Source organism: Halalkalicoccus sp. CG83, from assembly GCF_037081715.1.
GTDB classification, from domain to species: Archaea; Halobacteriota; Halobacteria; order Halobacteriales; family Halalkalicoccaceae; genus Halalkalicoccus; species Halalkalicoccus ordinarius.
Window position 1 is genome coordinate 2,412,465 of the sequence record NZ_JAZDDH010000001.1, and the last position, 23,655, is coordinate 2,436,119.

The 23,655-nt window shown below is 67.0% G+C and carries 20 protein-coding genes and 3 pseudogenes; 13 read left to right on the forward strand and 10 right to left on the reverse strand.

Going from position 1 to position 23,655, the window contains the following annotated elements:
- Nucleotides 1–88: 88 nt before the first annotated feature.
- From V0Z78_RS12550 to V0Z78_RS12560, 3 genes are all read left to right on the forward strand, one after another.
- Nucleotides 89–910: a class I fructose-bisphosphate aldolase gene (locus tag V0Z78_RS12550; RefSeq protein WP_336344978.1), complete on the forward strand. Its 822-nt coding sequence runs from the start codon at nt 89–91 to the stop codon at nt 908–910.
- On the forward strand, nt 910–1,776 hold the full coding sequence (locus V0Z78_RS12555) for a class 1 fructose-bisphosphatase (protein ID WP_336344979.1): 867 nt from the start codon (nt 910–912) through the stop codon (nt 1,774–1,776). The genes V0Z78_RS12550 and V0Z78_RS12555 overlap by 1 nt, the downstream gene beginning before the upstream one ends.
- 114 nt (nt 1,777–1,890) lie before the next feature.
- On the forward strand, nt 1,891–2,283 hold the full coding sequence (locus tag V0Z78_RS12560; RefSeq protein WP_336344980.1) for a cupin domain-containing protein: 393 nt from the start codon (nt 1,891–1,893) through the stop codon (nt 2,281–2,283).
- A gap of 185 nt (nt 2,284–2,468) precedes the next feature.
- Here the strand turns inward: V0Z78_RS12560 and V0Z78_RS12565 are convergent, their stop codons facing one another.
- The 3 genes from V0Z78_RS12565 to V0Z78_RS12575 form a co-directional block, all read right to left on the reverse strand.
- Nucleotides 2,469–2,642 (reverse strand): DUF1059 domain-containing protein, encoded by a 174-nt coding sequence (locus tag V0Z78_RS12565; protein ID WP_336344981.1) that lies wholly within the window; start codon nt 2,640–2,642, stop codon nt 2,469–2,471.
- Nucleotides 2,643–2,821: 179 nt separating this feature from the next.
- The gene (locus V0Z78_RS12570; RefSeq protein WP_336344982.1) at nt 2,822–3,916 is read right to left on the reverse strand and encodes a baeRF10 domain-containing protein; all 1,095 of its coding nucleotides are present in this window, start codon (nt 3,914–3,916) and stop codon (nt 2,822–2,824) included.
- 132 nt (nt 3,917–4,048) lie between these two features.
- The gene (locus V0Z78_RS12575; RefSeq protein ID WP_336344983.1) at nt 4,049–4,246 is read right to left on the reverse strand and encodes a hypothetical protein; all 198 of its coding nucleotides are present in this window, start codon (nt 4,244–4,246) and stop codon (nt 4,049–4,051) included.
- Nucleotides 4,247–4,393: 147 nt separating this feature from the next.
- Between V0Z78_RS12575 and V0Z78_RS12580 the strand changes: the two genes are divergently transcribed.
- Together V0Z78_RS12580 and V0Z78_RS12585 are read left to right on the forward strand one after the other, a co-directional pair.
- Nucleotides 4,394–6,046: an AMP-binding protein gene (locus V0Z78_RS12580; RefSeq protein ID WP_336344984.1), complete on the forward strand. Its 1,653-nt coding sequence runs from the start codon at nt 4,394–4,396 to the stop codon at nt 6,044–6,046.
- Nucleotides 6,047–6,134: 88 nt separating this feature from the next.
- Nucleotides 6,135–7,841: an acyl-CoA carboxylase subunit beta gene (locus tag V0Z78_RS12585; protein ID WP_336344985.1), complete on the forward strand. Its 1,707-nt coding sequence runs from the start codon at nt 6,135–6,137 to the stop codon at nt 7,839–7,841.
- Between the two features lie 2 nt (nt 7,842–7,843).
- Here V0Z78_RS12585 and V0Z78_RS19060 read toward each other — a convergent pair.
- Nucleotides 7,844–8,720 (reverse strand): annotated as a pseudogene (locus V0Z78_RS19060) (SDR family oxidoreductase).
- A gap of 126 nt (nt 8,721–8,846) precedes the next feature.
- Here V0Z78_RS19060 and arsN2 point away from each other — a divergent pair.
- Both arsN2 and V0Z78_RS12605 read left to right on the forward strand, forming a co-directional pair.
- Nucleotides 8,847–9,290: an arsenic resistance N-acetyltransferase ArsN2 gene (gene arsN2, locus V0Z78_RS12600; RefSeq protein WP_336344987.1), complete on the forward strand. Its 444-nt coding sequence runs from the start codon at nt 8,847–8,849 to the stop codon at nt 9,288–9,290.
- Nucleotides 9,291–9,441: 151 nt separating this feature from the next.
- Entirely contained in the window at nt 9,442–9,795 is a 354-nt protein-coding gene (locus V0Z78_RS12605) for a DUF5658 family protein (RefSeq protein ID WP_336344988.1), read from the forward strand.
- Nucleotides 9,796–9,833: 38 nt separating this feature from the next.
- On the opposite strand, the gene V0Z78_RS12610 is transcribed toward V0Z78_RS12605, so the two are convergent.
- The 3 genes from V0Z78_RS12610 to V0Z78_RS12620 all read right to left on the reverse strand — a co-directional run bounded on the left by V0Z78_RS12610 (nt 9,834) and on the right by V0Z78_RS12620 (nt 12,942).
- Nucleotides 9,834–10,289, reverse strand: coding sequence for a MaoC family dehydratase (locus V0Z78_RS12610; RefSeq protein ID WP_336344989.1), 456 nt, complete (start codon nt 10,287–10,289; stop codon nt 9,834–9,836).
- Between the two features lie 118 nt (nt 10,290–10,407).
- Entirely contained in the window at nt 10,408–10,929 is a 522-nt protein-coding gene (locus V0Z78_RS12615) for a YqaA family protein (RefSeq protein ID WP_336345185.1), read from the reverse strand.
- Nucleotides 10,930–11,097: 168 nt separating this feature from the next.
- A complete protein-coding gene (locus V0Z78_RS12620; protein ID WP_336344990.1) occupies nt 11,098–12,942 on the reverse strand; it encodes a twin-arginine translocase subunit TatC in 1,845 nt (614 codons plus the stop codon).
- Nucleotides 12,943–13,030: 88 nt separating this feature from the next.
- Between V0Z78_RS12620 and V0Z78_RS12625 the strand changes: the two genes are divergently transcribed.
- From V0Z78_RS12625 to ggt, 3 genes are all read left to right on the forward strand, one after another.
- Complete coding sequence (locus tag V0Z78_RS12625) at nt 13,031–13,876, forward strand: HpcH/HpaI aldolase/citrate lyase family protein (RefSeq protein WP_336344991.1); 846 nt, start codon at nt 13,031–13,033, stop codon at nt 13,874–13,876.
- Nucleotides 13,877–13,947: 71 nt separating this feature from the next.
- Nucleotides 13,948–15,204 carry a Glu/Leu/Phe/Val family dehydrogenase gene (locus V0Z78_RS12630; RefSeq protein WP_336344992.1) on the forward strand — a complete coding sequence of 419 codons (1,257 nt, stop codon included), beginning with the start codon at nt 13,948–13,950 and terminating at the stop codon, nt 15,202–15,204.
- A 354-nt stretch (nt 15,205–15,558) separates the two neighbouring features.
- Nucleotides 15,559–17,175 (forward strand): gamma-glutamyltransferase, encoded by a 1,617-nt coding sequence (ggt, locus tag V0Z78_RS12635; protein WP_409338740.1) that lies wholly within the window; start codon nt 15,559–15,561, stop codon nt 17,173–17,175.
- 286 nt (nt 17,176–17,461) lie between these two features.
- On the opposite strand, the pseudogene V0Z78_RS12640 reads toward ggt, so the two are convergent.
- The 3 genes and pseudogenes from V0Z78_RS12640 to V0Z78_RS12650 all read right to left on the reverse strand — a co-directional run.
- Nucleotides 17,462–19,373 (reverse strand): annotated as a pseudogene (locus V0Z78_RS12640) (ABC transporter ATP-binding protein).
- Nucleotides 19,374–19,426: 53 nt separating this feature from the next.
- Nucleotides 19,427–20,569, reverse strand: coding sequence for an acyl-CoA dehydrogenase family protein (locus V0Z78_RS12645; RefSeq protein WP_336344994.1), 1,143 nt, complete (start codon nt 20,567–20,569; stop codon nt 19,427–19,429).
- A 25-nt stretch (nt 20,570–20,594) separates the two neighbouring features.
- Nucleotides 20,595–20,777 (reverse strand): annotated as a pseudogene (locus V0Z78_RS12650) (hypothetical protein); the annotation flags it as partial.
- 81 nt (nt 20,778–20,858) lie between these two features.
- Here V0Z78_RS12650 and V0Z78_RS12655 point away from each other — a divergent pair.
- From V0Z78_RS12655 to V0Z78_RS12665, 3 genes are all read left to right on the forward strand, one after another.
- Nucleotides 20,859–21,656 carry an RIO1 family regulatory kinase/ATPase domain-containing protein gene (locus tag V0Z78_RS12655; RefSeq protein ID WP_336344995.1) on the forward strand — a complete coding sequence of 266 codons (798 nt, stop codon included), beginning with the start codon at nt 20,859–20,861 and terminating at the stop codon, nt 21,654–21,656.
- Between the two features lie 41 nt (nt 21,657–21,697).
- On the forward strand, nt 21,698–23,230 hold the full coding sequence (locus V0Z78_RS12660) for an aldehyde dehydrogenase family protein (RefSeq protein WP_336344996.1): 1,533 nt from the start codon (nt 21,698–21,700) through the stop codon (nt 23,228–23,230).
- Nucleotides 23,231–23,469: 239 nt separating this feature from the next.
- The gene (locus V0Z78_RS12665; protein WP_336344997.1) at nt 23,470–23,565 is read left to right on the forward strand and encodes a BBE domain-containing protein; all 96 of its coding nucleotides are present in this window, start codon (nt 23,470–23,472) and stop codon (nt 23,563–23,565) included.
- Nucleotides 23,566–23,655 lie beyond the last annotated feature (90 nt).

Below are 23,655 nucleotides of genomic sequence, written 5' to 3' on the forward strand. Positions count from 1 at the left end.
TCGTTTTCGAGCGACTGACGCGACGAGAGCCCGGGATTCCGGAGGGTGGCAGTACATTCTTATAGGATGTTACCCGACTCCAAAACAGATGCTTCCACTGACCGACTCCCCGATCGCACGGGACGGAAAGATACTGATCCTGGCGTACGATCACGGGCTCGAGCACGGGCCGGTCGACTTCGAACCGGTGCCCGGGACGATGGATCCCGAACGGATCTTCGAGACCGCCACGCACGACGCGGTGACCGCGACCGCCGTCCAGAAGGGGGTCGCGGAGGCGTACTACCCCTCCTACGAGGACGAGGTGAACCTGCTGTTGAAGCTCAACGGCACCTCGAACCTCTGGATGGGCGAGCACGACTCGGCGGTGAACTGCTCGACCGACTACGCCGCCGAACTGGGCGCCGACGCCGTCGGCTTCACGCTCTACGGCGGCTCGAACCACGAGGTCGAGATGGCCGAGGAGTTCCGCGAGATCCAGGAGGGAGCCCGCGAACACGACATGCCCGTCGTCATGTGGTCGTATCCGCGCGGCCAGGGGCTGAAGAACGACACCAAGCCGGACGTGATATCGTACGCGACGCGGCTCGGACTCGAACTCGGCGCCGACGTCACGAAGGTGAAGTACCCCGGCAGCCCCGAGGCGATGGAGCACGCCTGCTCGATGGCCGGCAAGACGAAGGTGATCATGTCCGGCGGTTCGAAGACCGACGACCGGGCGTTCCTCGAGACGGTCGAGGAGGCGATGAACGCCGGCGCCTCCGGACTGGCGGTCGGCCGCAACGTCTTCCAGCGCGAGGACCCCGAGTCGATCCTCGACGGCCTCGAGAAGGTGATCTTCGAGGGCGCGACCGCCGAGGAGGCGCTCGAGGGCGGCGGAGCCGAGGCCGCAACCGCGACTGACGACTGATGGACGCACGCTCGGAGACGACCGTCGAAGCGGTCCTCGAGACGGTCGCACGGTGTGCTCCCGAGATCCGCTCGGCGCTGCCCGGCAGACGCGTCGAGAGCAGCGAGACCAACCCCAGCGGCGAGGTTCGGATGGCGGCCGACGCGTACGCCGACGACCTGCTCGAGGAACGATTGGGCGCGATCGACGGCGTCGACGAGTACGCCAGCGAGGAGCGGGCGGGCGTGGTCGAGACGGGGGAGGGAGGTGAACTCTCCGTCGGCGTCGACCCGCTCGACGGCTCCTCGAACCTCAAGCCCAACAACACGATGGGGACCATAGTGGGAGTGTACGACGAGGCACTCCCCGCCGCGGGCGATCACCTGATCGCGGCCGCCTACGTGCTCTACGGCCCGATCACGACGATGGCGGCGGCGGTCGACGGCGAGGTCACGGAGTACGTCGTCGAGGACGGCGAGCGCGAGGCGGTCCGCGAGGACGTCGAACTCCCCGACGACCCGACGGTCTACGGCTTCGGCGGGCGCGTCCCCGACTGGCCCGAGGAGTTCGCGGCGTACGTCGAGGAGGTCGAGTCCGACCCGAGCCTGAAGCTCAGATACGGCGGCTCGATGATCGGCGACGTGAACCAGATCCTGACTTACGGTGGGATCTACGGTTATCCGGCGCTCGAGTCGGCTCCCGAGGGCAAGCTTCGGCTTCAGTTCGAGGGCTACCCCGTCGGCTACGTGCTGGAGTGTGCCGGCGGGCGGTCCTCGAACGGCGAGCGTTCCCTACTGGCGGTCGAACCGACCGACCTCCACCAGCGGACGCCGGTCCACGTCGGCTCGACGGGGCTGATCGACCGACTCGAGAAGGCACTGGACTGACACCGCCGAAACGAGCCGAACGAGCGCCAGCAGAACCGCGCTCGAGGAATCCCGTTTCGAACGTCGGAGGACGAGAACGAGCAGTCTTATTTGAGCTACTCGAGACGTCCGCACATGCCACGCGACTACGACCGATCCGCGATTCCTGCCGTACACGACCTGCAGAACGTCACGCCCTATCGCGAGGAGCCCGGGTTCGAACAGGTCGTCTTTCGCGGCATCGATCAGATGATCGGCTTCTCCCGAATCGGTCCCCGAAAGCCGGACGGCGAGCCCCACACGCACCCGTACGAACAGATGAACATGCTCGTCGAGGGGCGCCTCGACTTCCTCGTCGACGGCGAGCGAGTCGAACTCGAACCCTACGACGCGTTGGCGATCCCTCCCGAGATCCCCCATACCTCACGAGCGGTCGCCGGGGAGACCGCGACGCTTCTGGCCTTCTGGCCGCTTCGAGAGGACCGGCTCGACGGAACGGCGTATCAACAGGAGTTTCCCGACCTGTAGATGGCAGTTTCGCGGGGTGCCGCGATGAGAACGGGCGGTCACAGAGCGGTCTCTCTCCGTCGAGAATCGTCGTTCCAGACCCACGACACCCGAAGGAACGCCAGGGCTGCCCGATCGGGACGTTCCCTGTCGGCCGATACCGGCGACCGAACGAGGGGAGACGCCGTTGGGGCTGATCGCCTCTACTAGACGACTTGTAGATGTCCCTCTCGAAGCTCCTCGTCGGTGAAGTCCTTGCCGTGGAACTCCTGCATGTGTCGCTGAGCCAGTTCGAGCGCCTCCTCCTCGTCCTCCGATTGGATGATGAACCGACAGTCGTTCTGTGCCGCCTCGCAATCGAGTTTGTGTGCTTGTGCCATAGGTCGTTTTCGTATACCCCGTTCGAGTACTACGTGATCGGCAATCAGATAGCTATCTCCTGACAGCTCTGCAGCCCCTGAGGTTCGTGCAGTCCATGAAAAGTAGTCACCGGATGCACCTCCAGGAGCCAGCGTACTCGTCGTCAGCGATACCGATACCTGCAGGAGAGCGGGAGACGCTAGTCGATCTCGAAGCGAAGCAGCGCGCCGTAGCCGCCGAACGCCTGTTCGAACTGCTCGCCGCGTTCGAGGTCGGTGGGAACGAGGACGTGGTCGGCCTCGATCTCCTCTGCCTGCTCGATCAGATCGCCGGTCTCCTCCGCGGGGACCGACTCCGAGAGCAGGAGCGTCCCGACGGCGTCGAACTCCAGGGCCCGCTCGACCTTCTCGCGGCCGTAGACGACCTCCTCGCCCTCGTCGACCGCACTGAAGAACCGATCGAGCGCCTCGCGGGCCGGGCGGTCATCGGCCGCGGTGAGGTGGTCCTCGGCCCGGTCGACGAGCTGTCGGAGTCCCTGTTCGGAGGCGTACTCCACAGTATAAGTACCAGCGATCCGATCGCGGAGGCGGTGATCGAGGCGGTCGTCGCCGGTGAACTCCTCGACCGTGATCTCGGTGCCCCCTAGCAGGAGTTCGTCGACCGGCTCCTCGCCGAGGAAGGCGCGTTCGGCGGCGTCGGCGACGTCGTCGAAGAACCCCTCCTTCCACTCGGCCTGGCGGTCCTGGAGGGCCTCGCCCTCGGCCTCCTCGGGTGCGCCCTCCAGCGAGGGGGTCTCCTCGGCCATCTCGTTCTCGAGCGTCTCGATCGGGACGACCTCCTCGCCTTCGAGACGGCCGAGCGCGGCGCCGCCTCGTTCGACGACGAGCAGGCCGTAGGTCGACGAGGGCTCGGTCAGGCTCTCGAGCGGACCGACGTCGAACTCGTTTGAGTGCTCGTAGACGAGGTCGTCGATCGGCGTCGGGAGGTCGTCGAAGACGTACGTCACGAGTTCCTCGTCGTCGGTGACGCCCGCGTAGACGACGATCCCGTTCTCGGGCGTCTCGTCGTAATCCTGAAGGAGGTGTCGGAGCTCCTCGAGCGCGTCCTTCAGGTGTTTGTTCATGGGACCCGAGTCGCCGTACTCGGACTCGGCGTGGTCTCGTTCGATCCGGTTGTGTGCTGCCTCGAGCGACTCGTTCGGCGGAACCGCGAGAGTGACGAGACTCGTTCGGTCGGCCGAGGTGCTCTCGACGGCTTCGATCCGTTCGCGAAGGGCGTGGGTGTTCGAGCTCATGATGAAAGAGTGTGCGTTCGTCTTCGTCGCTACGTGGAAACCGTCGGCGCTGCCTCGTAAACGTTGGTCTTTCGAGCGCGCCCTGTGAGACGCTGGCGTTCGTCGTGTCGAACGCCTCGTGGCACGACGACTCTACACCGGCGGGTGAACGAGGAGCACGTCGACCAGCGCCGCCGTCGCGACCAGCGAGGCGATCACGAGCGCCGCGACCAGGGAGACGGAGAGCACCGTCTGAGCGAGGAGGCCCGCCGCGTACGCACCCGGGATCAGGCCGAGCGCTAGATCGTATCGAGACACCGTCAAGTCACCGCCCGTAGTACTCTCCGACATGGCTAATTAGATGTAATTAACGCGCTTCACTAAAAGGTCCGGCCGACGTTCGCAAGCACCGGCGATCGTTCGGGTCGGGGCGCTCGGCGCTCGCCTCTCGCCGGGTTCGAGCGTAGAACTATGTCGAGGCGGTCGAGACGGGTCGACATGGCGTGGCAGATCGATCCCGACGGCGAGACGTACGAACACGCGTACGAGGCGTTCACGTGGGACGGAATACCGGACGACTACAACGCCGCCCGCGACCTGCTTCGAAAGCACGAGGACGTGGACCGACCGGCGCTCCACCAGGCCTACCCCGACGGGACCCGAGAGACGTACACCTTCCGTGAGCTCGACGACCTCACGGACGCGTTCGCCAACGGATTGGCCGAACGCGGCGTCGAACGAGGCGACCGCGTCGCGGTGGTCGCCCCCCAGAAGCCGGCGAACCCGATCACGCACGTAGCGTGCTGGAAGCTGGGCGCGATCAGCCTGCCGCTGTCGGTGCTGTTCGGCGAGGACGCGCTGCGGTACCGCCTCGAGGATAGCGGGGCGACGGCCGCCGTCGTCGACCGAGCGGTGCTCGAAACCGTCGAGTCGGTCCGGGGAGACTGTCCGGATCTCGAGCACGTGATCTCGGTCGACGTCGAGGATCCGCCGACGGGCGTCGAGCGGTTCGAGGCCGTCCACGAGGAACGGTCGAACGGGTTCGAGATCGCCGAGACCGACGTCGACACGCCGGCGATCGTCATGTACACCAGCGGCTCGACGGGCCCCCCGAAGGGCGTTCTGCACACCCACGGCGTCTGGCTGGGCCACTGTCCGGCGTTCTACATGTACTTCGAGCGCGACCTCACTGAGTCGGTCTGCTGGACGCCGGCCGACTGGGCGTGGATCGGCGCGCTGGGCGATCTCCTCTTTCCGGCGTGGCACTACGGCCGTCCCGTCGTCGGCTATCCGATGGAGGGGTTCGACGCCGGGACGGCCTACGAACTGCTCGAGGAGTTCGGGGTGACCGACGCGTTCCTGCCGCCGACGGCGGTTCGGATGATGATGGGCGTAGAGGACCCCGCGACGAACTACGACCTCGCGTTGAAGGCGATCTGCTCGGGCGGCGAGCCGCTGACGCCGGAGATTCTCGAGTGGGCCGATGAGGAGCTCGAGGGCGTCGTCGTCAACGAGCTCTACGGCCAGACCGAGGCGAACCTGCTCGTCACTAACTGTCGAGACTGGTTTCCGGCGCGAGCCGGCAGCATGGGAAAGCCCGTCCCCGGTCACGTCGTCGCCGTCGTCGACTCCGGGACCGGCGAGGAACTTCCCGAGGGCGAGGTGGGAACGATCGCCGTCCGACGCGACGACGACCCGGTCGTCTTCGAGGAGTACTGGAACCAGCCCGAGAAGACCGAGGCGGCGACCGTCGACGGCTGGCACCTCACGGGCGATCTCGGCTATCGCGACGAGGAGGGCTACGTCTGGTTCAAGGCGCGCGACGACGACGTGATCATCACCAGCGGCTACCGGGTCGGCCCCGGCGAGGTCGAGAGCGCACTCCTCGAACACCCGGCAGTCGAGCAGGTGGGTGTGATCGGCGTTCCCGACGAGACGCGCGGCGAGATCATCAAGGCGTTCGTCCAACCGGTTCGCGAGATCGAGGGTGACGACGCGCTGCGCGAGGAGCTTCGCGACCTCGTCCGCGAGAACCTCGCGAAGTACGAGTACCCCCGCGAGATCGAGTTCGTCGAGGCGCTCCCCCAGACCACGACCGGCAAGATCCAGCGCCGAAAGCTCCGCGACCGCGAGACCGAATCCGAGCGGTGACGGCGATCCCGTGCTCGAAAACACGGGACTGCCTCGAGGCGGGGTTCTGGAGGGAAAACGGTTTCAAATAGCCCCGCGCAGACGGGGTATGAACGTCCGGATCAGCGCGGGCGCGACCGAGGAGGAGGCCTCGGCGATCGCCGCCGCGCTCGCACGCCACGTCGACGGCGAGATCGAGGTCTACGTCGGCGACGCGGAGGAGCCGACGGTGGTCCGCGACGCCGTCGTCAGGGAGCCAGAGGAGGACGACCTCGGGGCGACCGAGCGCGAGGAACGGCTCCGGGAGGAGATCGCCGACATCGAACGAGGTGGTCCCGAGAAGTACAAGGAACGTCTCTCCGAGCAGGGGAAGCTGTTCGTGCGCGATCGTCTCGACCTCTGGTTCGGCGAGGAGGGAGTGCTGTTCGAGGACGGCCGGTTCGCGGAGTTCGACGCCGAGGACCGGCTGCCGGCGGACGGCCTGCTGACGGGCGCGGCGGAGTTCGACTCCCGGGAGGTCCACTTCATGGCCAACGACTTCACCGTGAAGGCGGGCAGCATGGCCGGCAAGGGGGTCGAGAAGTTCCTCCGGATGCAACAGCGCGCGCTGAAGTCGGGAAAGCCGGTCCTGTACCTAATGGACTCCTCCGGGGGACGGATCGACCAGCAGCGAGGCTTCTTCGCCAACCGGGAGGGAATCGGGAAGTACTACTACAACCACTCGATGCTTTCCGGGAGGGTTCCCCAGATCTGCGTGCTCTACGGGCCGTGTATCGCCGGCGCGGCGTACACGCCGATCTTCGCCGACTTCACGGTGATGGTCGAGGGGATGAGCGCGATGGCGATCGCGTCCCCCAGAATGGTGCGGATGGTCACCGGCGAGGAGATCGACATGCAGGATCTCGGTGGCCCGGAGGTCCACGCCCGTCACTCGGGCAGCGCGGATCTGGTCGCCCGTGACGAGCAGCACGCCCGCGAACTCGTCTCGCAGTTGATCACCTATCTGCCCGACAAGGCGGGGGAGAACCCCCCGAGAGGGAAGCCGAAGCCGCCCGCGCGCTCGCCCGAGGGGATCGACTCGGTCGTCCCCCAGGAGCCGAACAAGGGCTACGACATGGTCGACGTGATCGACCGAGTCGTGGATCGCGACAGCTACTTCGAGCTCAAACCCGACTACGGTGCGGAGATCATCACCGCCTACGCGCGGATCGACGGTCGTCCTATCGGTATCATCGCCAACCAGCCGAACCACCGCGCTGGCGCGATCTTCCCCGACGCGGCGGAGAAGGCCGCCGAGTTCATCTGGAAGTCCGACGCCTACGACGTTCCGCTCCTCTACCTCTGTGATACGCCCGGATTCATGGCGGGCTCGGGCGTCGAGAAGGACGCCATCCTCGAGAAGGGAAAGAAGATGATCTACGCCACCTCCTCGGCGACGGTGCCGAAGCAGTGCGTCGTCGTCCGCAAGGCCTACGGCGCCGGCATCTACGCGATGAGCGGTCCGGCCTACGACCCCGAGAGCACGATCGCGCTGCCGTCGGGCGAGATCGGAATCATGGGCCCCGAGGCCGCGATCAACGCGGTCTACTACAACAAGCTGGAGGCGATCGACGACGAGGAGGAACGCGCGGAGCGCGAGCGCGAACTCCGCGAGGAGTACCGCGAGGACATCGACGTCCACCGGATGGCCAGCGAGGTCGTCATCGACGAGATCGTTCCCCCGAGCACGCTGCGCGAGGAGCTGGTCAATCGGTTCGCCTTCTACGAGGGCCTCGAGAAGGAGCTGCCCGAGAAGAAACACGGCACGGTGCTCTAGGGTCAGGGAAGCCGTTTGAGCCCCTGGAGGAGCGCGTCGCGAACCGCGTCGGGGACGACGTAGCCCACCCAGACCGCATATTTCCAGGGACCGACGAGCCGCCGTCTCGGACGGTCGTCGCTCTCGGCGATCTCGGCGACGTCCTCGGGCTGGACGTAACCGACCCCGCGGTCGATGAACCGCCGGTCGTACTTCTCGGCGTCGAACAGGCGGTAGAACCACTCGTAGGCGCCGGTGCGGTCCAGCTTGTCGATCTCCGAGCGCGCGCGTTCCGAAGTTCGTCTCGACGGGGCCGGGCTCGAGCGTCACGACGTCGATGCCGTGATCGGAGACTTCGGTTCGGAGGGTGTCGCTGAGCCCCTCGAGCGCCCACTTCGAGCCCGCGTAGGCGCCCTGGCCGAGCATCACGGTCCGCCCGTAGACGCTCGAGGTGTTGACGATCAGCCCGAACCCTGCTCTCGCATCCGCGGGAGGACCGCCCGCGCGACCCGGTGGGCGCCGAAGAGGTTGACCTCGAACTGCTCGCGGAGCAGGTCGGTCGAGAGCTCCTCGAGCGGACCGATCTGTCCGTAGCCCGCGTCCTCAGAAATCTTCGATTTCTGATGGGCCGCGGGAATCGCGAAGCGATACCCGGACGTTGTTGAACAGACAGTCGATTCGGCCCTGTTCGTCGACGATCCGGTCGACCACGACCGTCGGGTCGCCGGGATCGGTCACGTCGAGCTTCGCGGTGTGACAGCCGATCTCCTCGAGGTCGGCGAGCCCCGACGGAGTCGGGCCGGTGGCGTACACCTCCCAGCCTCGATCCCGGAAGGCTCGCGCGGTCGCGTTCCCGATGCCCGACGAACAGCCGGTGATGAGGACCGTAGAGCTCACGATGGCCGGTTCGGGGGTCGAGTGGTTAGGGCTGCTGCCGGCACGTGATGGGCCCGCGAAGCGGGGGTCGCGTACACGACCACCCACGCTGGAGAAGGTATTAGCCACCCCGGATCGGTAGACGGGAGCATGGACGAGACGACGCTCGACCTCCGGCGGGCCGACGGAGGGGACCTCTCCTACGTCGAACGGCTGCTCGAACGGAACGGGCTGCCTACCGAGGACGTACGATCGAAGCCCGAGTGTTTCTACGTCGTCTACGACGGCGAGAACAGAGTCGGCATCGGGGGCCTCGAGACCGACGGGAGCGTCGGGCTCCTCCGGTCGGTCGTCGTAGACCGGTCGGTCCGCGGACGCGGCTACGGGGCGCGGCTGTGTGAGAGCCTGGAGACCAAGGCTCGGGACGTCGGCGTCGAGACGCTGTATCTGCTCACGACGACCGCGTCCGAGTTCTTTTCGGGCCGCGATTACATCGAGATCGACCGATCCGATGCGCCGGACGCCGTCCGACGAACGACCGAGTTCACCGACCTCTGTCCCACGACGGCCACGTGTATGGAGAAGTCCCTGTAACGCGGTCCCTGGTGTTCCGGGCCGCCGTTTTCGGAGGATGTTCTCACCCGGTGTTCGACGAGGAACTCTCCCGGAACTGCCCGCACCGGACGGCCACCGATGGTCGATAGGCGGTCGTTAACAATATCTGTAGCGCTACGAACACGAACCGATGTCGTTACAGGGAGCGGTTCGTGCGCCGGCGAGCGGTCTCTGGTCAGTACTGTCGCGCCGCGAGGGCGCGCTCTGGGCGGTCGTCGCCGCGTCGATGGTCGCTGATCTCCTCTTGACCTACTACGGCGTCGAGAACGGGCTCACGGAGTCGAACCCGGTCGCACGAGCCGGCTTCGAGCGCTTCGGTTACGTCGCGCTCGGCGCGCTCAAACTGTTCGCCCTCGGGATCGGCCTCGCCTGCCGGCAGCTCCTGCCCCGGGAGTACACCGCCGTCGTCCCGCTCGGACTCGCGATTCCCTGGGTGGCCGCGTCGCTGATCAACGCCGTCGTGATCGGAACGATGGGTCGCTGATCGTCCGACGACCCGCGATCGGATCCGATCTCTCCCGTTCACTCCCCGTCGGGTGCCTTGAGCGAGAGCACGGTCCGGGAGAACGCACAGACCAGTTCGTCGTTCTGGTTGAACGCCTCGACGTGCATCGTGACGACGCCCCGCTCGCCGTCGCTGGTCTCGTGTTTGTCGGTCACGGTCGACTGGACGCGGATCGTATCCCCGTGAAAGACCGGCGCCGGATGCTCGACGTCGTCGTACGAGAGGTTGGCGACGATCGTTCCGTCGGTGGTCTCGGGGATGGTGAGTCCGACCGCGAGGCTCATGGTATAGAGGCCATTGACGAGCCGCTCGCCGAACTCGGTCCCCGAGGCGAACTCCCGATCGAGGTGGAGCGGCTGCTGGTTCATCGTCATGTCACAGAACGCCTGGTTGTCGCGTTCGCTCACCGTCCGGCGTTTCTCGTGCTCGATCGTCTCGCCGACCTCGAACTCCTCGTAGTACAGACCGGGCATACCACCCGGATCGACGCGGACGAGCAAAACCGTGGGGGTCGTGGGACCGACCGCCGGCGATTCGTGACGACGGTGGAATCCGTTCACCGAGGGTCGGTCCCGTTCGATCGACAGTGAATCAGAGGAGGCTGATCGCGCCGCCGAAGACGGTCACCGTCAGGACGAGCCGGCCGAGGCTGCCGAAGAACGTCGCCACGGCGAACTTCGGGTAGCTCTCCTCGAGGACGGCGAACGCGTAGATCGAGATGGTGTCGGGGAAGAACGGCACGCAGAGCGCGAGTCCGAGACCCACGTAGCCGTACTTCTGGGCGATCTCGACGGCCCGTCTCTCCGACCACGAGATGACGTCGAAGCGCGAGCGTTCGATCCACCGGGTGACCGGTCCCGCCCTCTTCGCCTCCTGTCCGAGGTGGAAGGCGAACAGGCTCCCGAGCGCCTTGCCGACCGCGCTGGTGAGGATGATGATCGTGAGCGTCAGCGTCCGCGATTCGGCGATATCGAGCGGCGCGACGAGGACGATCTCGCTGGGTCCCGGCAGCGCGAACGCGATGAGAAAGGAGTAGGTGAAGACGATGCCGATACCGGGCCAGCCGGTCGCCGTCTCGACGACGGCCTGGATTCCCTCGATGGTTCCCCGCATCACTCCCTCGCCGACGAGGGGCGTCGCGCTGACGAGCAGACTTCTCACGGTTGCCGTTGGGGAAGGTCCGACGTAAACGCCGCGGTTCTCCGGCACGTCCGGACGTTCGACCCGACGAACGGGAAAATCCGTTCCGGCGACCGACGCACGTGGGATCGGGACGCGCCGCTACGACTCCTGTCCGATCGGTACGTCGAATCGACCGCCGAGGGTGAGGAGCCACAGTCCCAGCAGCCCCACGGCGTAGGCGAGCATCGTCGACGTCGCCGCCAGCAGCATCGAGAGGACGCCAGGCGAGAGCAGGCTCGAGAGCACGAGGACGCTTATCGCGACCTCCCGCCAGTTCTCCCGGTAGCCACGGTAGGAGACGGTTCCGATGCGGTTGAGGAGCCACATTCCCACGGGGACGCACGCGAGCGCACCGAACCCGACCGTGGTGTAAACGACGAGCCAGGCGACGCGGTCGATCCGATACGAGACGATCAGCCCCGCCCGCAGCGCGTCCGAGACGAGGTACGAGAGCAGCGCGGGGGCGACGTAGAGGTACCCGACGAGCGTGGCGGCGACGAACGTCGCACCGAGGGCGCCGGTCCAGACGAGGATCGTTCGACGGCGGGAACGGACCAGTTCGCGCTCGGCGAGCGTCGGCCACGCGTAGTAGGCGATCAGTGGAACGACGGCCAGCACGGCGACGAGGGTGCTGATCTCCATCTGAAACAGCAACACCTCGACGGGGTGGAGCGCGACGAGCTCCGACTCCTCGAGCCGGACGGCGGCGGGCACGCGCGAGAAGAACTGCCCCGCGAGCAGGCCGAACCCACCCTCGTAGAGGACGCCGAACGTCGCCAGCAGCACGACGCCGAAGACCAGGACGAGCCGCCGGAGCTTCGATCGGAGCGCACCAGCGACCGCGTAGAGGTCGTAGGCGTAGCCGCCGACGTCGTCGTCCTCGCGTACCTCGGTCGCGAGTTCGCGGAGACCCGCGAGCCAGACCGAACCGGTCCCCTTCTCGTCGACGGTCCCTCCTCGATCCAGGGCGCCCACGGTCCCGGACCCGCTTGCGTCGTCGAACCGCTCCAGAATCGCCTCCGCGGCCGCCGGATCGTCACGATCCATCGCTCGCCGAGCCGCGGCCAGCGCCTCCTCCTCGGGGAGTCCGGCGAACGTCGCGTCGGGAGCGGCCCGGACGTCGGCAGCGTCGACTCCCTCGAGTTCGTGGAGCGTCGAATCGACGCTCGTGGTCGATCGACTTACGCCGACGATCACCCGGGTGAGCGCGAGGCTGATCCCGTAGAGGATCGTCAGCGGGACGGCCCACATGAACTGTGAGAACGGGTCCGGCGGCGAGAAGACCGCACCGAAGACGAAGATGCCGAGCACGGCGTGGCGCCACTTCTCGCGGAACGTCTCGTAGGGGACGACGTCGGCGTACGCGAGCGCGGCCATCGCCAGCGGGAGCTGTGCGGCCAGCCCGAAGGAGACCGAGAGCACGAGGAGGAACTCCGTCCACATGACGATCGACCAGGTCGGATCGACGCCGGCCGAGAGCGCGTTGGCCGCGAGGAAATCCAGGAGCACGGGGAAGAACAACCAGTAGGCGTAGGCGACGCCGCCGGCGAACAGCAGCGACGAAGCCGTTCCGAGCGCGAACAACGTCCGGAAGGCGATCGGCGCCCGCGGCCAGTAGCCCCGGGTCCGTAGCTCGCCGCGCGCGAGGTAGATCGACGGGGGGAGCGCGACCAGCAACCCGGCGATGATACCGATCTTCGCCTGGAGGAGGACGACGTCGAACGGCGTCTGGACGACGATCTCCTGAGCCGCGGCAGTCGCCGGATCCATCCGTGACTCGGTCATCGCGGCCATCCGGTCCCAGACGTAGACGCGAAGCGCGTAGAAGGAGAACAGGAAGCCCGCCAGAAAGCAGACGAAGACGACACGGAGATGCGACTGCGCAGTGGTGAACACCGCCGCGATCGCTGCTCGTTCCTCGCCGAACGCCCTCTTCTCGCTCACGAGCGTTTCACACTGGTCCAATGGTGCCGTAAGGACTTGGACTCGCCGGAGGGGTAGACCGATGGGGATCGAGCCCGATCGATCGCGCATGGTCAGAAGAAGCGTCATGTTCACACCCGGCGATCGCCCCGAGATGCTCCGAAAGGCGCCGGAGTCGGGTGCGGACGTCGTCGTCCTCGATCTGGAGGACGCGGTCGGGCCCGGCCGAAAGCAGGAGGCTCGCTCTGCCGTCACGGCGGTCCTCGACGATCCGCGATTCGACCCGGACGCCGAGGTGTGCGTGCGGGTCAACCCCGAGTTCGACGACGACCTCGCGATCCTCGAGCGCGCTCGGCCCGATTGCCTGATGCTCCCGAAGGTCGCGAGCGCCGACGACGTCGATCGGCTCGATCGGCTGGTACGCGAGCGAGGCGGCCCGCTCCCGGTGCTCGCGCTCGTCGAGAGCGCCGCCGGCGTGCTCGCGGCGCCAGCGATCGCCTCCCACGAGGCTACGGACGCGCTCGTCTTCGGGGCCGAGGACCTCGCCGCGGACGTCGGCGCGACGCGCACTCGCGAGGGGACGGAGGTGCTCTACGCCCGTGAACGGGTCGTGATCGCCGCGAGCGCAGCCGGAGTGGAGGCGATCGACACGGTCTATACCGACATCGAGGACCGCGAGGGCCTGAGCGAGGAGACACGGTTCGCCGCCGGACTCGGCTACGACGGGAAGATGGCGATCCACCCCGCGCAGGTCGACCCGATCAACGAGGCGTTCACGCCCGACCCCGAGGAGGTGGAGTGGGCGGAGCGCGTCCTCGAGGCGCGCGACGACGCCGATCGGGAGGGACGGGGCGTCTTCCGGGTCGACGACGAGATGATCGACGCCCCGCTGATCGCCCAGGCCGAACGGGTCGTCGAGCGCGCCCGCGCGGCGGCCGACGATCGGAGCCCCTAGAGGATCCGAGACGTACGTCCGGTTCCACGTCCCGGCATGCTTAACACGCACGTCGCCGATTATCCCATCCCATGAGCGAGGAGGCGAACCCCTTCGAAAGTCTGCAGGAGCAGATCGACGACGCATCGGCGTATCTCGACGTCGGCGATGACGTGATCGAGCGGCTCAAACACCCCGAGCGCGTGCTGGAGACGAACCTCACCGTCGAACTCGACGACGGTTCGTTGGAGCGTTTCCGGGCGTTTCGTTCGCAGTTCAACGGCGACCGAGGCCCGTACAAGGGCGGAATCCGCTACCACCCGAACGTCTCGCGCGACGAGGTGAAGGCGCTCTCGGGCTGGATGGCCTACAAGACCGCGATCGTCGGCATCCCCTACGGCGGCGGAAAGGGCGGGATCGTCATCGACCCGAAGGAGTACTCGGAGAAGGAACTCGAGCGCATCACCCGTTCCTTCGCGAAGGAGCTTCGCCCGTTCATCGGCGAGGACCGCGACATCCCCGCGCCGGACGTCAACACCGGCCAGCCCGAGATGAACTGGATCAAGGACACCTACGAGACCCTCGAGAACACGACCGAACCCGGCGTGGTGACGGGCAAGGCGATCGAGAGCGGCGGCAGCGCGGGTCGCGTCGAGGCCACGGGCCGATCGACGATGCTCGCCGCACGCGAGGCGTTCGACTACCTCGGGCGCGACGTCGCGGACGCGACGGTCGCCGTCCAGGGCTACGGCAATGCCGGCTGGATCGCCGCGAACCTGCTCGAGGAGCAGGGCGCGACGGTAGTCGCGGTCAGCGACTCCAGCGGCGCGATCCACCACGAGGACGGTCTCGACACGCAGGCCGTACGCGACCACAAGGACGAGACCGGCAGCGTCGTCGACTTCGAGGGCGCGACCGACGAGTTCGCCGGCGAGGAGCTGCTCACGCTCGACGTGGACCTGCTCGTCCCCGCGGCCCTCGAGAACGCCGTCGACGAGGAGCGCGCCCACGATATCGAGGCCGACGTGATCGTCGAGGCGGCCAACGGTCCGCTCACGCCCGACGCCGACGACGTCCTCACGGAGAGCGACGTCCTCGTCGTTCCGGACATCCTCGCGAACGCCGGCGGCGTCACCGTCTCGTACTTCGAGTGGGTGCAGAACCGCCAGCGGTTCTACTGGGACGAGGAGCGCGTGAACGACGAGCTCGAGACGGTGATCGTCAACGCCTTCGACGACCTCGTCGACGCCTACGAGAACAACGACGTGTCGAACTTCCGCACTGCCGCGTACGTGGTCGCCATCCGGCGGGTGGCACAGGCGTTCGAGGAGGGCGGCGTCTTCCCCTAAAAGCGAAAGCCCTTGGAACGCACTGACGTGCGTTTCTCGCCCTTTGCATTTCGATACAAGAGGCCGCTCCGCGGCCTCTTGGCGTCCCGAAAACCGGAGGTTTTCGGAGACCACCAGGGCCGCTTGCGAACGATTCCGATCGGAATCGCTCGCTTAGGACGCCAGCCCTTCCCCACCCCGCTCACGGGACGCGCAGCGTCCCGTTCGCCAGCGAGATCACTTCTCGATCTCGCGCTGCTCGTGCAGGCGGCGTACGTGCTGCCCGCACTCGCGCCGGCGACCGCGCCGCCGGCGGTCGCGACGACCGCTTGCCCCTTCTTCACCATTCAAGACGCCCCGGCGCTGACGCCCGCCATGGAGTTCGAGTACCCCTGGCGGTTCGACGGCCGGCGGTCGGCGGCGATGGCCTCCAATGGAATGGTCGCGACGAGCCACCCCCTCGCCGCCCGCGCGGGCGTTCGCGCGCTCGAGAACGGCGGTACTGCCGCGGACGCCGCGGTCGCTACCGCGGCCGTCCTAAACGTCGTCGAGCCGCACATGACCGGCATCGGCGGCGACGCGTTCGCGCTCACCCAGTTCGACGGCGAGTACCGCGCGCTCAACGGCAGCGGGAGCGCGCCCGCCGCGGCCGACCTCGAGAGCTACCGCGAGCGTACCGATGCCGAGGAGGACGGCGAGCCCGTGATGCCCGAAAACGGCGGCCTGCCCGTGACGGTGCCGGGCGCGCTCGACGCCTGGGCGACCCTGATCGAGGAGTACGGCTCGTTCTCGCTCGCGGACGTCCTCGAGCCGGCGATCGGCTACGCCGAGGGAGGCGTGCCGGTCACGGAGTACGTCGCACGCCAGTGGGCGAACGCCACGGACCGGATCGCACGGTTCGACCGAACCGCCGAGACATTTCTCGAGGACGGACGGCCGCCAGCCCCGGGAGAGCGATTCTCGAACCCCGAACTCGCACACAGCTTCGAGCGGATCGCTCGCGAGGGGCCCGAGGCGCTCTACGGCAGCGATCTCGGGAAGGAGGTGATCGAGACGGTGGAGGAACACGGCGGCACCCTCGCGCTCTCGGATCTCGAGGATCACGGGAGCGAGTGGACCGAGCCGATCAGCACCGAGTACCGAGGGGTCGAGGTGCTCGAACACCCGCCGAACGGCCAGGGAATCGTCGCCCTGGAGGCGCTGAACGTCGCCGAGGAGCTCGGTATCGATCCGGATCCCGCCGATGAAGATCGCCTGCATCACCTGATCGAGTCGATAAAGCTCGCGTTCGCCGACGGCTACGCCCACGTGAGCGATCCCGACCGCGTCGCGGTCCCTACGGAGACGATGCGCTCGAAGGAGTACGCGAGGAAACGGGCGGGAGAGATCGGCGAGCGCGCGGGCAGCTACGGCGCGAAGGCGGGCGAGCACGCGAACACGGTCTACCTCTCCGTCGTCGACCCGCAGGGGAACGCCGTCTCGCTCATCAACAGCGTCTACATGAGCTTCGGCAGCGGACTCTCCGCGGGCGGGTTCGCGCTGCAGAACCGCGGCCACTCCTTCAGCCTCGATCCCGACCACGCGAACGCGCTCGAGCCCGGAAAGCGGCCGTTCCACACGATCATCCCCGCGATGCTTCGCGAGGACGGCGAGTTCCGCGCCTCGTGGGGCGTGATGGGCGGATCGATGCAGCCACAGGGCCACCTCCAGGTCGTCGCGAACCTCGTCGATAGCGGGCTGAACCCGCAGGCCGCCCTCGACGCCCCCCGGTTTCGGTGGCTCGAGGGCGACCGGGTGGCCCTCGAGAGCTCGCGGGTTCCCGACGGCGTGATCGACGACCTCCGGGAGCGGGGCCACGACGTGATCGAGGAGGACGACTTCTTCGCCGAGGGCGGCCACTGGGGCGGAGGACAGATCGTCCACCGCGACGATGAGGGTACGCTGATCGGCGGCTCCGATCCCCGACGCGACGGTCAGGCGATCGGGTTCTAGAAAGCCTCGCTCGGCCTTGGCAGGCCTCCGCTCACGGGACGCTATGCGTCCCGTTCGCCAGCGAGGTCGCTTCGCGACCTCGCGCTGTTCGCCCTTTTCATCCCCACAAAAGCCCTCACAGCCGCTTGGCAGCGGCTGTTCGCCCTTTTTATTTCCGCCAGGACCGCTTGCGAGCGATTCCGATCGGAATCGCTCGCTTAGGACGCCAGCCTTTCCCCGCTCCGCTCGCGGGATCGCCGGAGGTGGCGATCCCGTTCGCACCGGCCACCGCGCCGCCCCGGTCGGATCAGTCCTCGAATGTACCGGCAGACCCGGAGGCAATCTCCTCACCGGCCTGCACGCCCCAGAGGGCGGCGTACGTGCCACCCAGGTCAAGCAGCTCCTCGTGGGTTCCCCGCTCGGTGATCCGGCCGTCCTCGAGGACGAGGATCGTACCGGCACCTTTCACCGTCGAGAGGCGGTGGGCGATCGCGAACGTCGTTCGGTCCGCCGTGAGGTCGTCGAGCGAGCGCTGGATCAGCCGCTCGGTCTCGGTGTCGACGTCGCTGGTCGCCTCGTCGAGGATCAGGATCTCGGGATCCTGGAGGATCGTCCGGGCGATCGAGAGCCGTTGTTGCTGGCCGCCAGAGAGCTTCACGCCCCGCTCGCCGATCCGGGTGTCGTAGCCCTCGGGCAGGTCCCGAATGAACTCGTGGGCCTCGGCGGCCTTCGCGGCCTCACGGACCTGCTCGTCGTTCGCCTCGAAGTTTCCGTACCGGACGTTGTCGGCGACGGTGCCGTCGAAGAGGTAGGCGTCCTGGCCGACGCAGCCGATCGACCTCCGCAGACTGGAGAGCGTCAGTTCGCGGACGTCGTGGCCGTCGACGCGGATCTCGCCGCGGTCGACCTCGTAGAGCCGAAGCAGGAGCTTCAGTAGCGTCGACTTCCCCGCGCCCGTAGGCCCGACCAACGCGACGGTGTCGCCCGCCTCGGCGACGAAGTCGACGTCGTGGAGCACCCGCTCGCCCGACGACTCTCCCTCGGCCGCCGCGAGCGCGTTCTCGGGGTACGCGAAGTCGACGTGGCGGTACTCGACGCGTCCATCGGGGTCGTCGAGCGAGACGGCGTCGGGGGCGTCCGTGATCCTGACGGGGACGTCCATCAGCCCGAAGACGCGCTCGCTCGAGGCCTTGGCGTTCTCGTACTGGTCGACGATGCTCGAGACCTCCGCGAGCGGCGTGACGATCCGCTGGGTCATCAGCAGGAAGGTGACGAACGTCCCTACGGTCAGCTCGCCGGAGAAAAAGATCGGCGGTCCCGAGATACAGCCAGATCCCGCCGACGACGAACGTCGCGGCGAACGCGGCCCCTGCGAGCAGCTCCATGCCGGGTCGGTAGACGTAGTTGAGCTTGATCACCTCCATCGTCCGCTCGAAGTAGTCGTAGGAGGCCCGGCGAACGCGTTCGGTCTCGTAGGCCTCGGTGTTGGCCGTCTTGACCAGCTGGATCCCCCCCAGACTGTTCTCGAGACGGGTGTTGAGATCGCCGACGCTTGCGCGCTGGGCGACGTAGATGGGTTCGACCGCCCGCATGAACCACACCGTGAACAGCACCATCGCAGGCACCGCGACGAGGGTGACGAACGCGAGCTGGGCGTTGAGGTAGAACAGCACGGCGGCGATCCCCAGTACCATCACGCCGAGGCGAGCGGAGTTCTGCAGCGCGTCGTCGAGGAACACCTCCAGGTTGGAGGCGTCGTTGTTCAGCACGCTCATCACCTCGCCGGTCTGCTTGTCGTCGAAAAACGGCATGTCGAGCCGTTGCATCCGCTCGAAGCTGTCCGTCCTGACGGCGTGCATCACCCGGTGGGCGAAGACGTTGGCGGCGACGCCGTAGACCCACGTGAACAGCGCCGTCGTGAGAAACGCCCCGCCGATGAGCGCGACGGAGAACCAGAACTGCCCCGACTGGGTCGCCGGAAGCCACGCGTCGGGGACCACGGGCAGGGAGAACGGCTCGGTGTCGACGAAGATCGCGTCGATGGCGATCCCGAGGACCAGCGGGGGAAGCAGGCTCGCGATCCGGGCGACGACGTTCGCAGCCATGCCGAGGCCGAACCACTCGATCTCCGGGCGACCGTAGACGCGGAACAGCCGGACGAGCGGACGCTCGACCCGATCGCGATAGACGTCGAAGACGCTCTCGTCGTTCGCTCCCATTCACCGATACCGACGGAGGGATCGGGCATGTACCCGGCGATTCCGGAACCGGACTACAGCCCCAGCTCCCGTCCGATCACGAGGTGTTGGATCTCGCTCGTTCCCTCGCCGATCTCCATCAGCTTCGCGTCGCGGTAGAAACGCTGAGGGGCGAAGTCCTCGGTGTAGCCGTACCCTCCCAGCACCTGGACGGCGTCCTCCGCGACCTCGCGACACGCTTCGCTCGCGTCGAGCTTCGCGAGCGCGCTCTCCCGGGTGACCTCCTCGCCGCGGTCGTAGGTGTCGGCGGCACGGTGGGTCAACAGCCGTGCGCGTTCGGTCTTGCGGTGCATCGAGACGATCATGTTCCGGACCGCGTCGAACTCACAGATCGGCTGGCCGAACTGCTCACGTTCGCGGCTGTACTCGTGGGCGGCCTCGTAGGCGCCCTGGGCCAGCCCCACCGAGAGCGCCGCGATGCTGATCCGCCCGCCGTCGAGCGTCTTTCTCGTCTGTTCCCAGCCGTCGCCCTCCTCGCCGAGCAGGCGATCCTCGGGAATTCGGACGTCGTCGAGGGCGATCTCACACGTGGGTGAGGCGTTCAGTCCCATCTTCTCCCAGATCGTCGTCACCTCGAAGCCGTCGTCCTCGCGGGGGTCGACGATGAAGGTAGAGATGCCGTCGTAGCCCGCGTCGGGATCGGTCACGGCCTTCACGAGGATCGATCCCGCCTCCGAGGCGTTCGTGATGAACTGCTTGGTGCCGTCGAGCACGTACTCGTCGCCCTCCTTCTTCGCTCGCGTCTCCATGTTCGAGGCGTCGCTCCCGCTGCCGGGCTCGGTCAGCGCCCAGCCGCCGACGTACTCGCCCTCCGCGAGCGGGCGGAGCCACTCCTCCTTCTGTTCGTCCGTGCCGAAGAGTTCGATCGGCTTCGAGGCGAGGCTGACGTGGGCGGCATAGGAGAGGCCGATCGACCCCGAGACCCGCCCGAGCTCCTCGGTGACCAGCGCGTACATGAGCTGGTCGCCGCCGAGTCCGCCGTACTCCTCGCTCACGGGCACCCCCATCATGTCGAGGCCGGCGAGCTGTTCGAACACCTCCTCCGGATAGCGGTGCTCCGACTCGATCTCCTGGGCGATCGGCTCGATCTCCTCGGTACAGAAGTCCCGGACCGTATCGCGGATCATTCGGTGTTCGTCGGGGAGCCTGAAGTCCATACCCTACGATCAGGAGGAACCGAGGTCAAGGTTTCGTTGGGTCAGGCGATCGCTCGCGTTCGGTCACGCTGAGCACCTTCCCCGCCGCGATGATCCGGCCCATGTCACGGACCGCGAAGCTCCCGGGCTCGGTGATCCCCTCGGCGGGTTCGACGCTCGACGACACCCCTGATCGAACGGTGACGTCGCCCGACCGGACGAGGTCGGGGATTCTCCGTACGGTCGAGTTCGTCCGGTCGGGGCGAGGACCACGAAGCGTCTAAATCCCTGGGACGCCTCCCTTCGAGGAATGGAGATTCGTCGGTTGATCCGCGGGCAGGTCGACGAGTCACAGCTCGAACGCGTCGCCCGCGAGATTGCTACACGCTACGACCGCGATCAGGTCAAGCTCTCGGTGCTGGAGGCCGACAACTGGCTCTCGACGCCCTGTGTGGTCGACGACGAGTGGTTCGTGAAGGTGATCAGTCCGCAGAACGCGCTCGTTCACGCGGTCTTCACCGGCGCGCGTAACCTCGGCGTCTTCTCGCGCGGCGCCGAGGGCTTCTTCGAGCGGTTCGAGGACCCGCTCGCGATGAGCCAGCACGAACTCGAGGCCACCCGGAAGGTCCGCGAGATCGGGATCAACGCGCCCGAACCCATCGAGGCGTTCGGCGTCGGCGAGGTCGGCGTGCTGATGCTCGAGTACCTCCCCGAGTTCCGGACCTTCGACGACCTCAAGCCGGCGGAGGTCGAGGAGCTAGCTCCCGATCTGTTCGAGGCGCTCTCGCTGATGCACGACCACAACCTCGCCCACGGCGATCTGCGCGGCGAGAACGTGCTCGTCCACGACGGCGAGCTCTACTTCATCGACGCGACGAACGTTCGGGAGGACGGCCTCGCGACCGCCCGCGCCTACGACCTGGCTTCGGCACTCGCGACCCTCGAGCCCGCGATCGGCGGGAGACGCGCCGTCGAGATCGCGACCGAGGTCTACGACGCCGACGAACTGCTCGCGGCGCGTGACTTCCTCGATTTCGTCCGCCTCCGTCCGGATCACGACTTCGAGGCCACCCACGTGAAGGGCGAGATCGAGAAGCGGGCGGACTGACGGGCATCTTTTTATTCTCTCCTACCCGATCTTCGAGCGTCATGAGCCAACAGCTAACGAGCACCGCACAGCACTACATCGGGGGCGAGTGGACCGACGGCGACGGCGACCGCACCTTCGAGAGCGTCAATCCCGCCACCGGTGAGACCCTCGGCGAGTTCCACCAGGGTACCGACGCCGACGTCGATACCGCGCTTGCGGCCGCCGACGACGCCCAGGAGGAGTGGCGCAGCCTCTCCTACATCGATCGTGCCGAGTACCTCTGGGAGATCTACCACGAACTCCGCGACCGCCACGACGAACTCGGCGAGATCGTCACCCAGGAGTGCGGCAAGGAGATCAGCGAGGGGAAGGCCGACGTCGCCGAGGCCTGGCACATGGTCGAGTGGGCCGCCGGCAACGCCCGCCACCCCCACGGCGACGTCGTCCCCAGCGAGATCCCCGCCAAGGACGCCTACATGCGCCGCAAACCTCGCGGCATCGTCGGCTGTATCACGCCCTGGAACTTCCCCGTCGCCATCCCCTTCTGGCACATGGCCATCGCCCTCGTCGAGGGCAATACGGTGGTGTGGAAACCCGCCGAGCAGACGCCGTGGTGCGGCCAGATCATCGCCGAGATGTTCGACGACAGCGGCATTCCCGAAGGCGTGTTCAACATGATCCAGGGCTTCGGCGACGCCGGGAACGCCATCGTCGAGGACTCTAGAGTGGACACCGTTCTGTTCACCGGCAGCGCCGAGGTCGGCCACAAGATCGCGGGGAAGGTCGGCGGCGAGCCCGGGAAGCTGGCGGCCTGCGAGATGGGCGGCAAGAACGGGATCCTGATCACCGAAGAGGCCGATCTCGACGTCGCCGTCCACTCGGCGGTCATGTCCTCCTTCAAGACGACGGGCCAGCGCTGCGTCTCGAGCGAGCGGCTGATCGTACACGCGGACGTCTACGACGAGTTCAAGGAACGCTTCGTCGAGCTCGCAGAAGAGGTCGCCGTCGGCGACCCGTTGGAAGAGGAGACGTTCATGGGGCCGCTCATCGAGGCCGAGCACCGCGAGAAGGTCCGGAAGTACAACGATCTCGCGCGCGAGGAGGACGTGAACGTCTTGGTCGACCGAACGGAGCTCGCGGAGGGCGAGATCCCGGAGGGAAGCGAGGAGGGGTTCTGGGTCGGGCCGTTCGTCTACGAGGCCGACCCCCACGAACCGCTTCGGTGCACCCACGAGGAGGTGTTCGGCCCCCACGTCGCACTCATGCAGTACGAGGGCGACGTCGAGGAGGGGATCGCGATCCACAACGACACCGATTACGGGCTGGCGGGGGCGATCATCTCGGAGGACTACCGCCAGATCAACGCGTTCCGCGATCGGGCGGAGATCGGGCTGGCGTACGCGAACCTACCGTGTATCGGCGCGGAGGTCCACCTGCCGTTCGGCGGGGTGAAGAAGTCGGGTAACGGGTATCCCTCCGCCCGAGAAGCGATCGAGGCGGTGACCGAGCGGACGGCGTTCACGCTGAACAACTCGAAGGAGATCGAGATGGCCCAGGGGCTCTCGGCCGACATCACCACCAGCCAGGACTGACCGATCGACGGGGCCGGCGATCGATCCGTCTCCGAATCCGTCGAACTGGCTACGAACGGTCGACCCTTCCAGAGGCGATCGGCGACGTGTCTCGTAACGCCACCGCGTTCTGGCACCGGGACGAATCGTACACGCTCACCTTCGAGCCCGACGGGAAGGACCCCGCTATCGCCACGAACGTAGGCCGGGTTCACGGGGGCTTGCGGGGATCGCCACAGGTCGCTACGGGGCTTCTCGACATGGTCGAGAAGCCGGCACGACTCCTGTTCGGCGGGAACTACGACCGGCTGGTCGACGTGAAGACGAAATACGACCCGAAAACCAGTCCTCTCTGAACCGGAACGTCGAACCACGAACGGCGGGCGACTGACGGAACGACGCCGGTCGGCGGTTCTCGATCGGATTCGAACGGGGAGCCGACGAGA

Bases quoted from the DNA above. Each gene is read 5' to 3' on its own strand.
- V0Z78_RS12570 (WP_336344982.1), bottom strand. From the start codon at position 3,916: ATGAGCTCGAACACCCACGCCCTTCGCGAACGGATCGAAGCCGTCGAG.
- V0Z78_RS12555 (WP_336344979.1), top strand. From the start codon at position 910: ATGGACGCACGCTCGGAGACGACCGTCGAAGCGGTCCTCGAGACGGTC.
- V0Z78_RS12655 (WP_336344995.1), top strand. From the start codon at position 20,859: ATGGAGATTCGTCGGTTGATCCGCGGGCAGGTCGACGAGTCACAGCTC.
- V0Z78_RS12560 (WP_336344980.1), top strand. From the start codon at position 1,891: ATGCCACGCGACTACGACCGATCCGCGATTCCTGCCGTACACGACCTG.
- arsN2 (WP_336344987.1), top strand. From the start codon at position 8,847: ATGGACGAGACGACGCTCGACCTCCGGCGGGCCGACGGAGGGGACCTC.
- V0Z78_RS12660 (WP_336344996.1), top strand. From the start codon at position 21,698: ATGAGCCAACAGCTAACGAGCACCGCACAGCACTACATCGGGGGCGAG.
- V0Z78_RS12610 (WP_336344989.1), bottom strand. From the start codon at position 10,289: ATGCCCGGTCTGTACTACGAGGAGTTCGAGGTCGGCGAGACGATCGAG.
- V0Z78_RS12615 (WP_336345185.1), bottom strand. From the start codon at position 10,929: ATGCGGGGAACCATCGAGGGAATCCAGGCCGTCGTCGAGACGGCGACC.
- V0Z78_RS12665 (WP_336344997.1), top strand. From the start codon at position 23,470: ATGGTCGAGAAGCCGGCACGACTCCTGTTCGGCGGGAACTACGACCGG.
- V0Z78_RS12565 (WP_336344981.1), bottom strand. From the start codon at position 2,642: ATGGCACAAGCACACAAACTCGATTGCGAGGCGGCACAGAACGACTGT.
- ggt (WP_409338740.1), top strand. From the start codon at position 15,559: ATGGAGTTCGAGTACCCCTGGCGGTTCGACGGCCGGCGGTCGGCGGCG.
- V0Z78_RS12625 (WP_336344991.1), top strand. From the start codon at position 13,031: ATGGTCAGAAGAAGCGTCATGTTCACACCCGGCGATCGCCCCGAGATG.
- V0Z78_RS12550 (WP_336344978.1), top strand. From the start codon at position 89: ATGCTTCCACTGACCGACTCCCCGATCGCACGGGACGGAAAGATACTG.
- V0Z78_RS12645 (WP_336344994.1), bottom strand. From the start codon at position 20,569: ATGGACTTCAGGCTCCCCGACGAACACCGAATGATCCGCGATACGGTC.
- V0Z78_RS12605 (WP_336344988.1), top strand. From the start codon at position 9,442: ATGTCGTTACAGGGAGCGGTTCGTGCGCCGGCGAGCGGTCTCTGGTCA.
- V0Z78_RS12575 (WP_336344983.1), bottom strand. From the start codon at position 4,246: ATGTCGGAGAGTACTACGGGCGGTGACTTGACGGTGTCTCGATACGAT.
- V0Z78_RS12585 (WP_336344985.1), top strand. From the start codon at position 6,135: ATGAACGTCCGGATCAGCGCGGGCGCGACCGAGGAGGAGGCCTCGGCG.
- V0Z78_RS12580 (WP_336344984.1), top strand. From the start codon at position 4,394: ATGGCGTGGCAGATCGATCCCGACGGCGAGACGTACGAACACGCGTAC.
- V0Z78_RS12630 (WP_336344992.1), top strand. From the start codon at position 13,948: ATGAGCGAGGAGGCGAACCCCTTCGAAAGTCTGCAGGAGCAGATCGAC.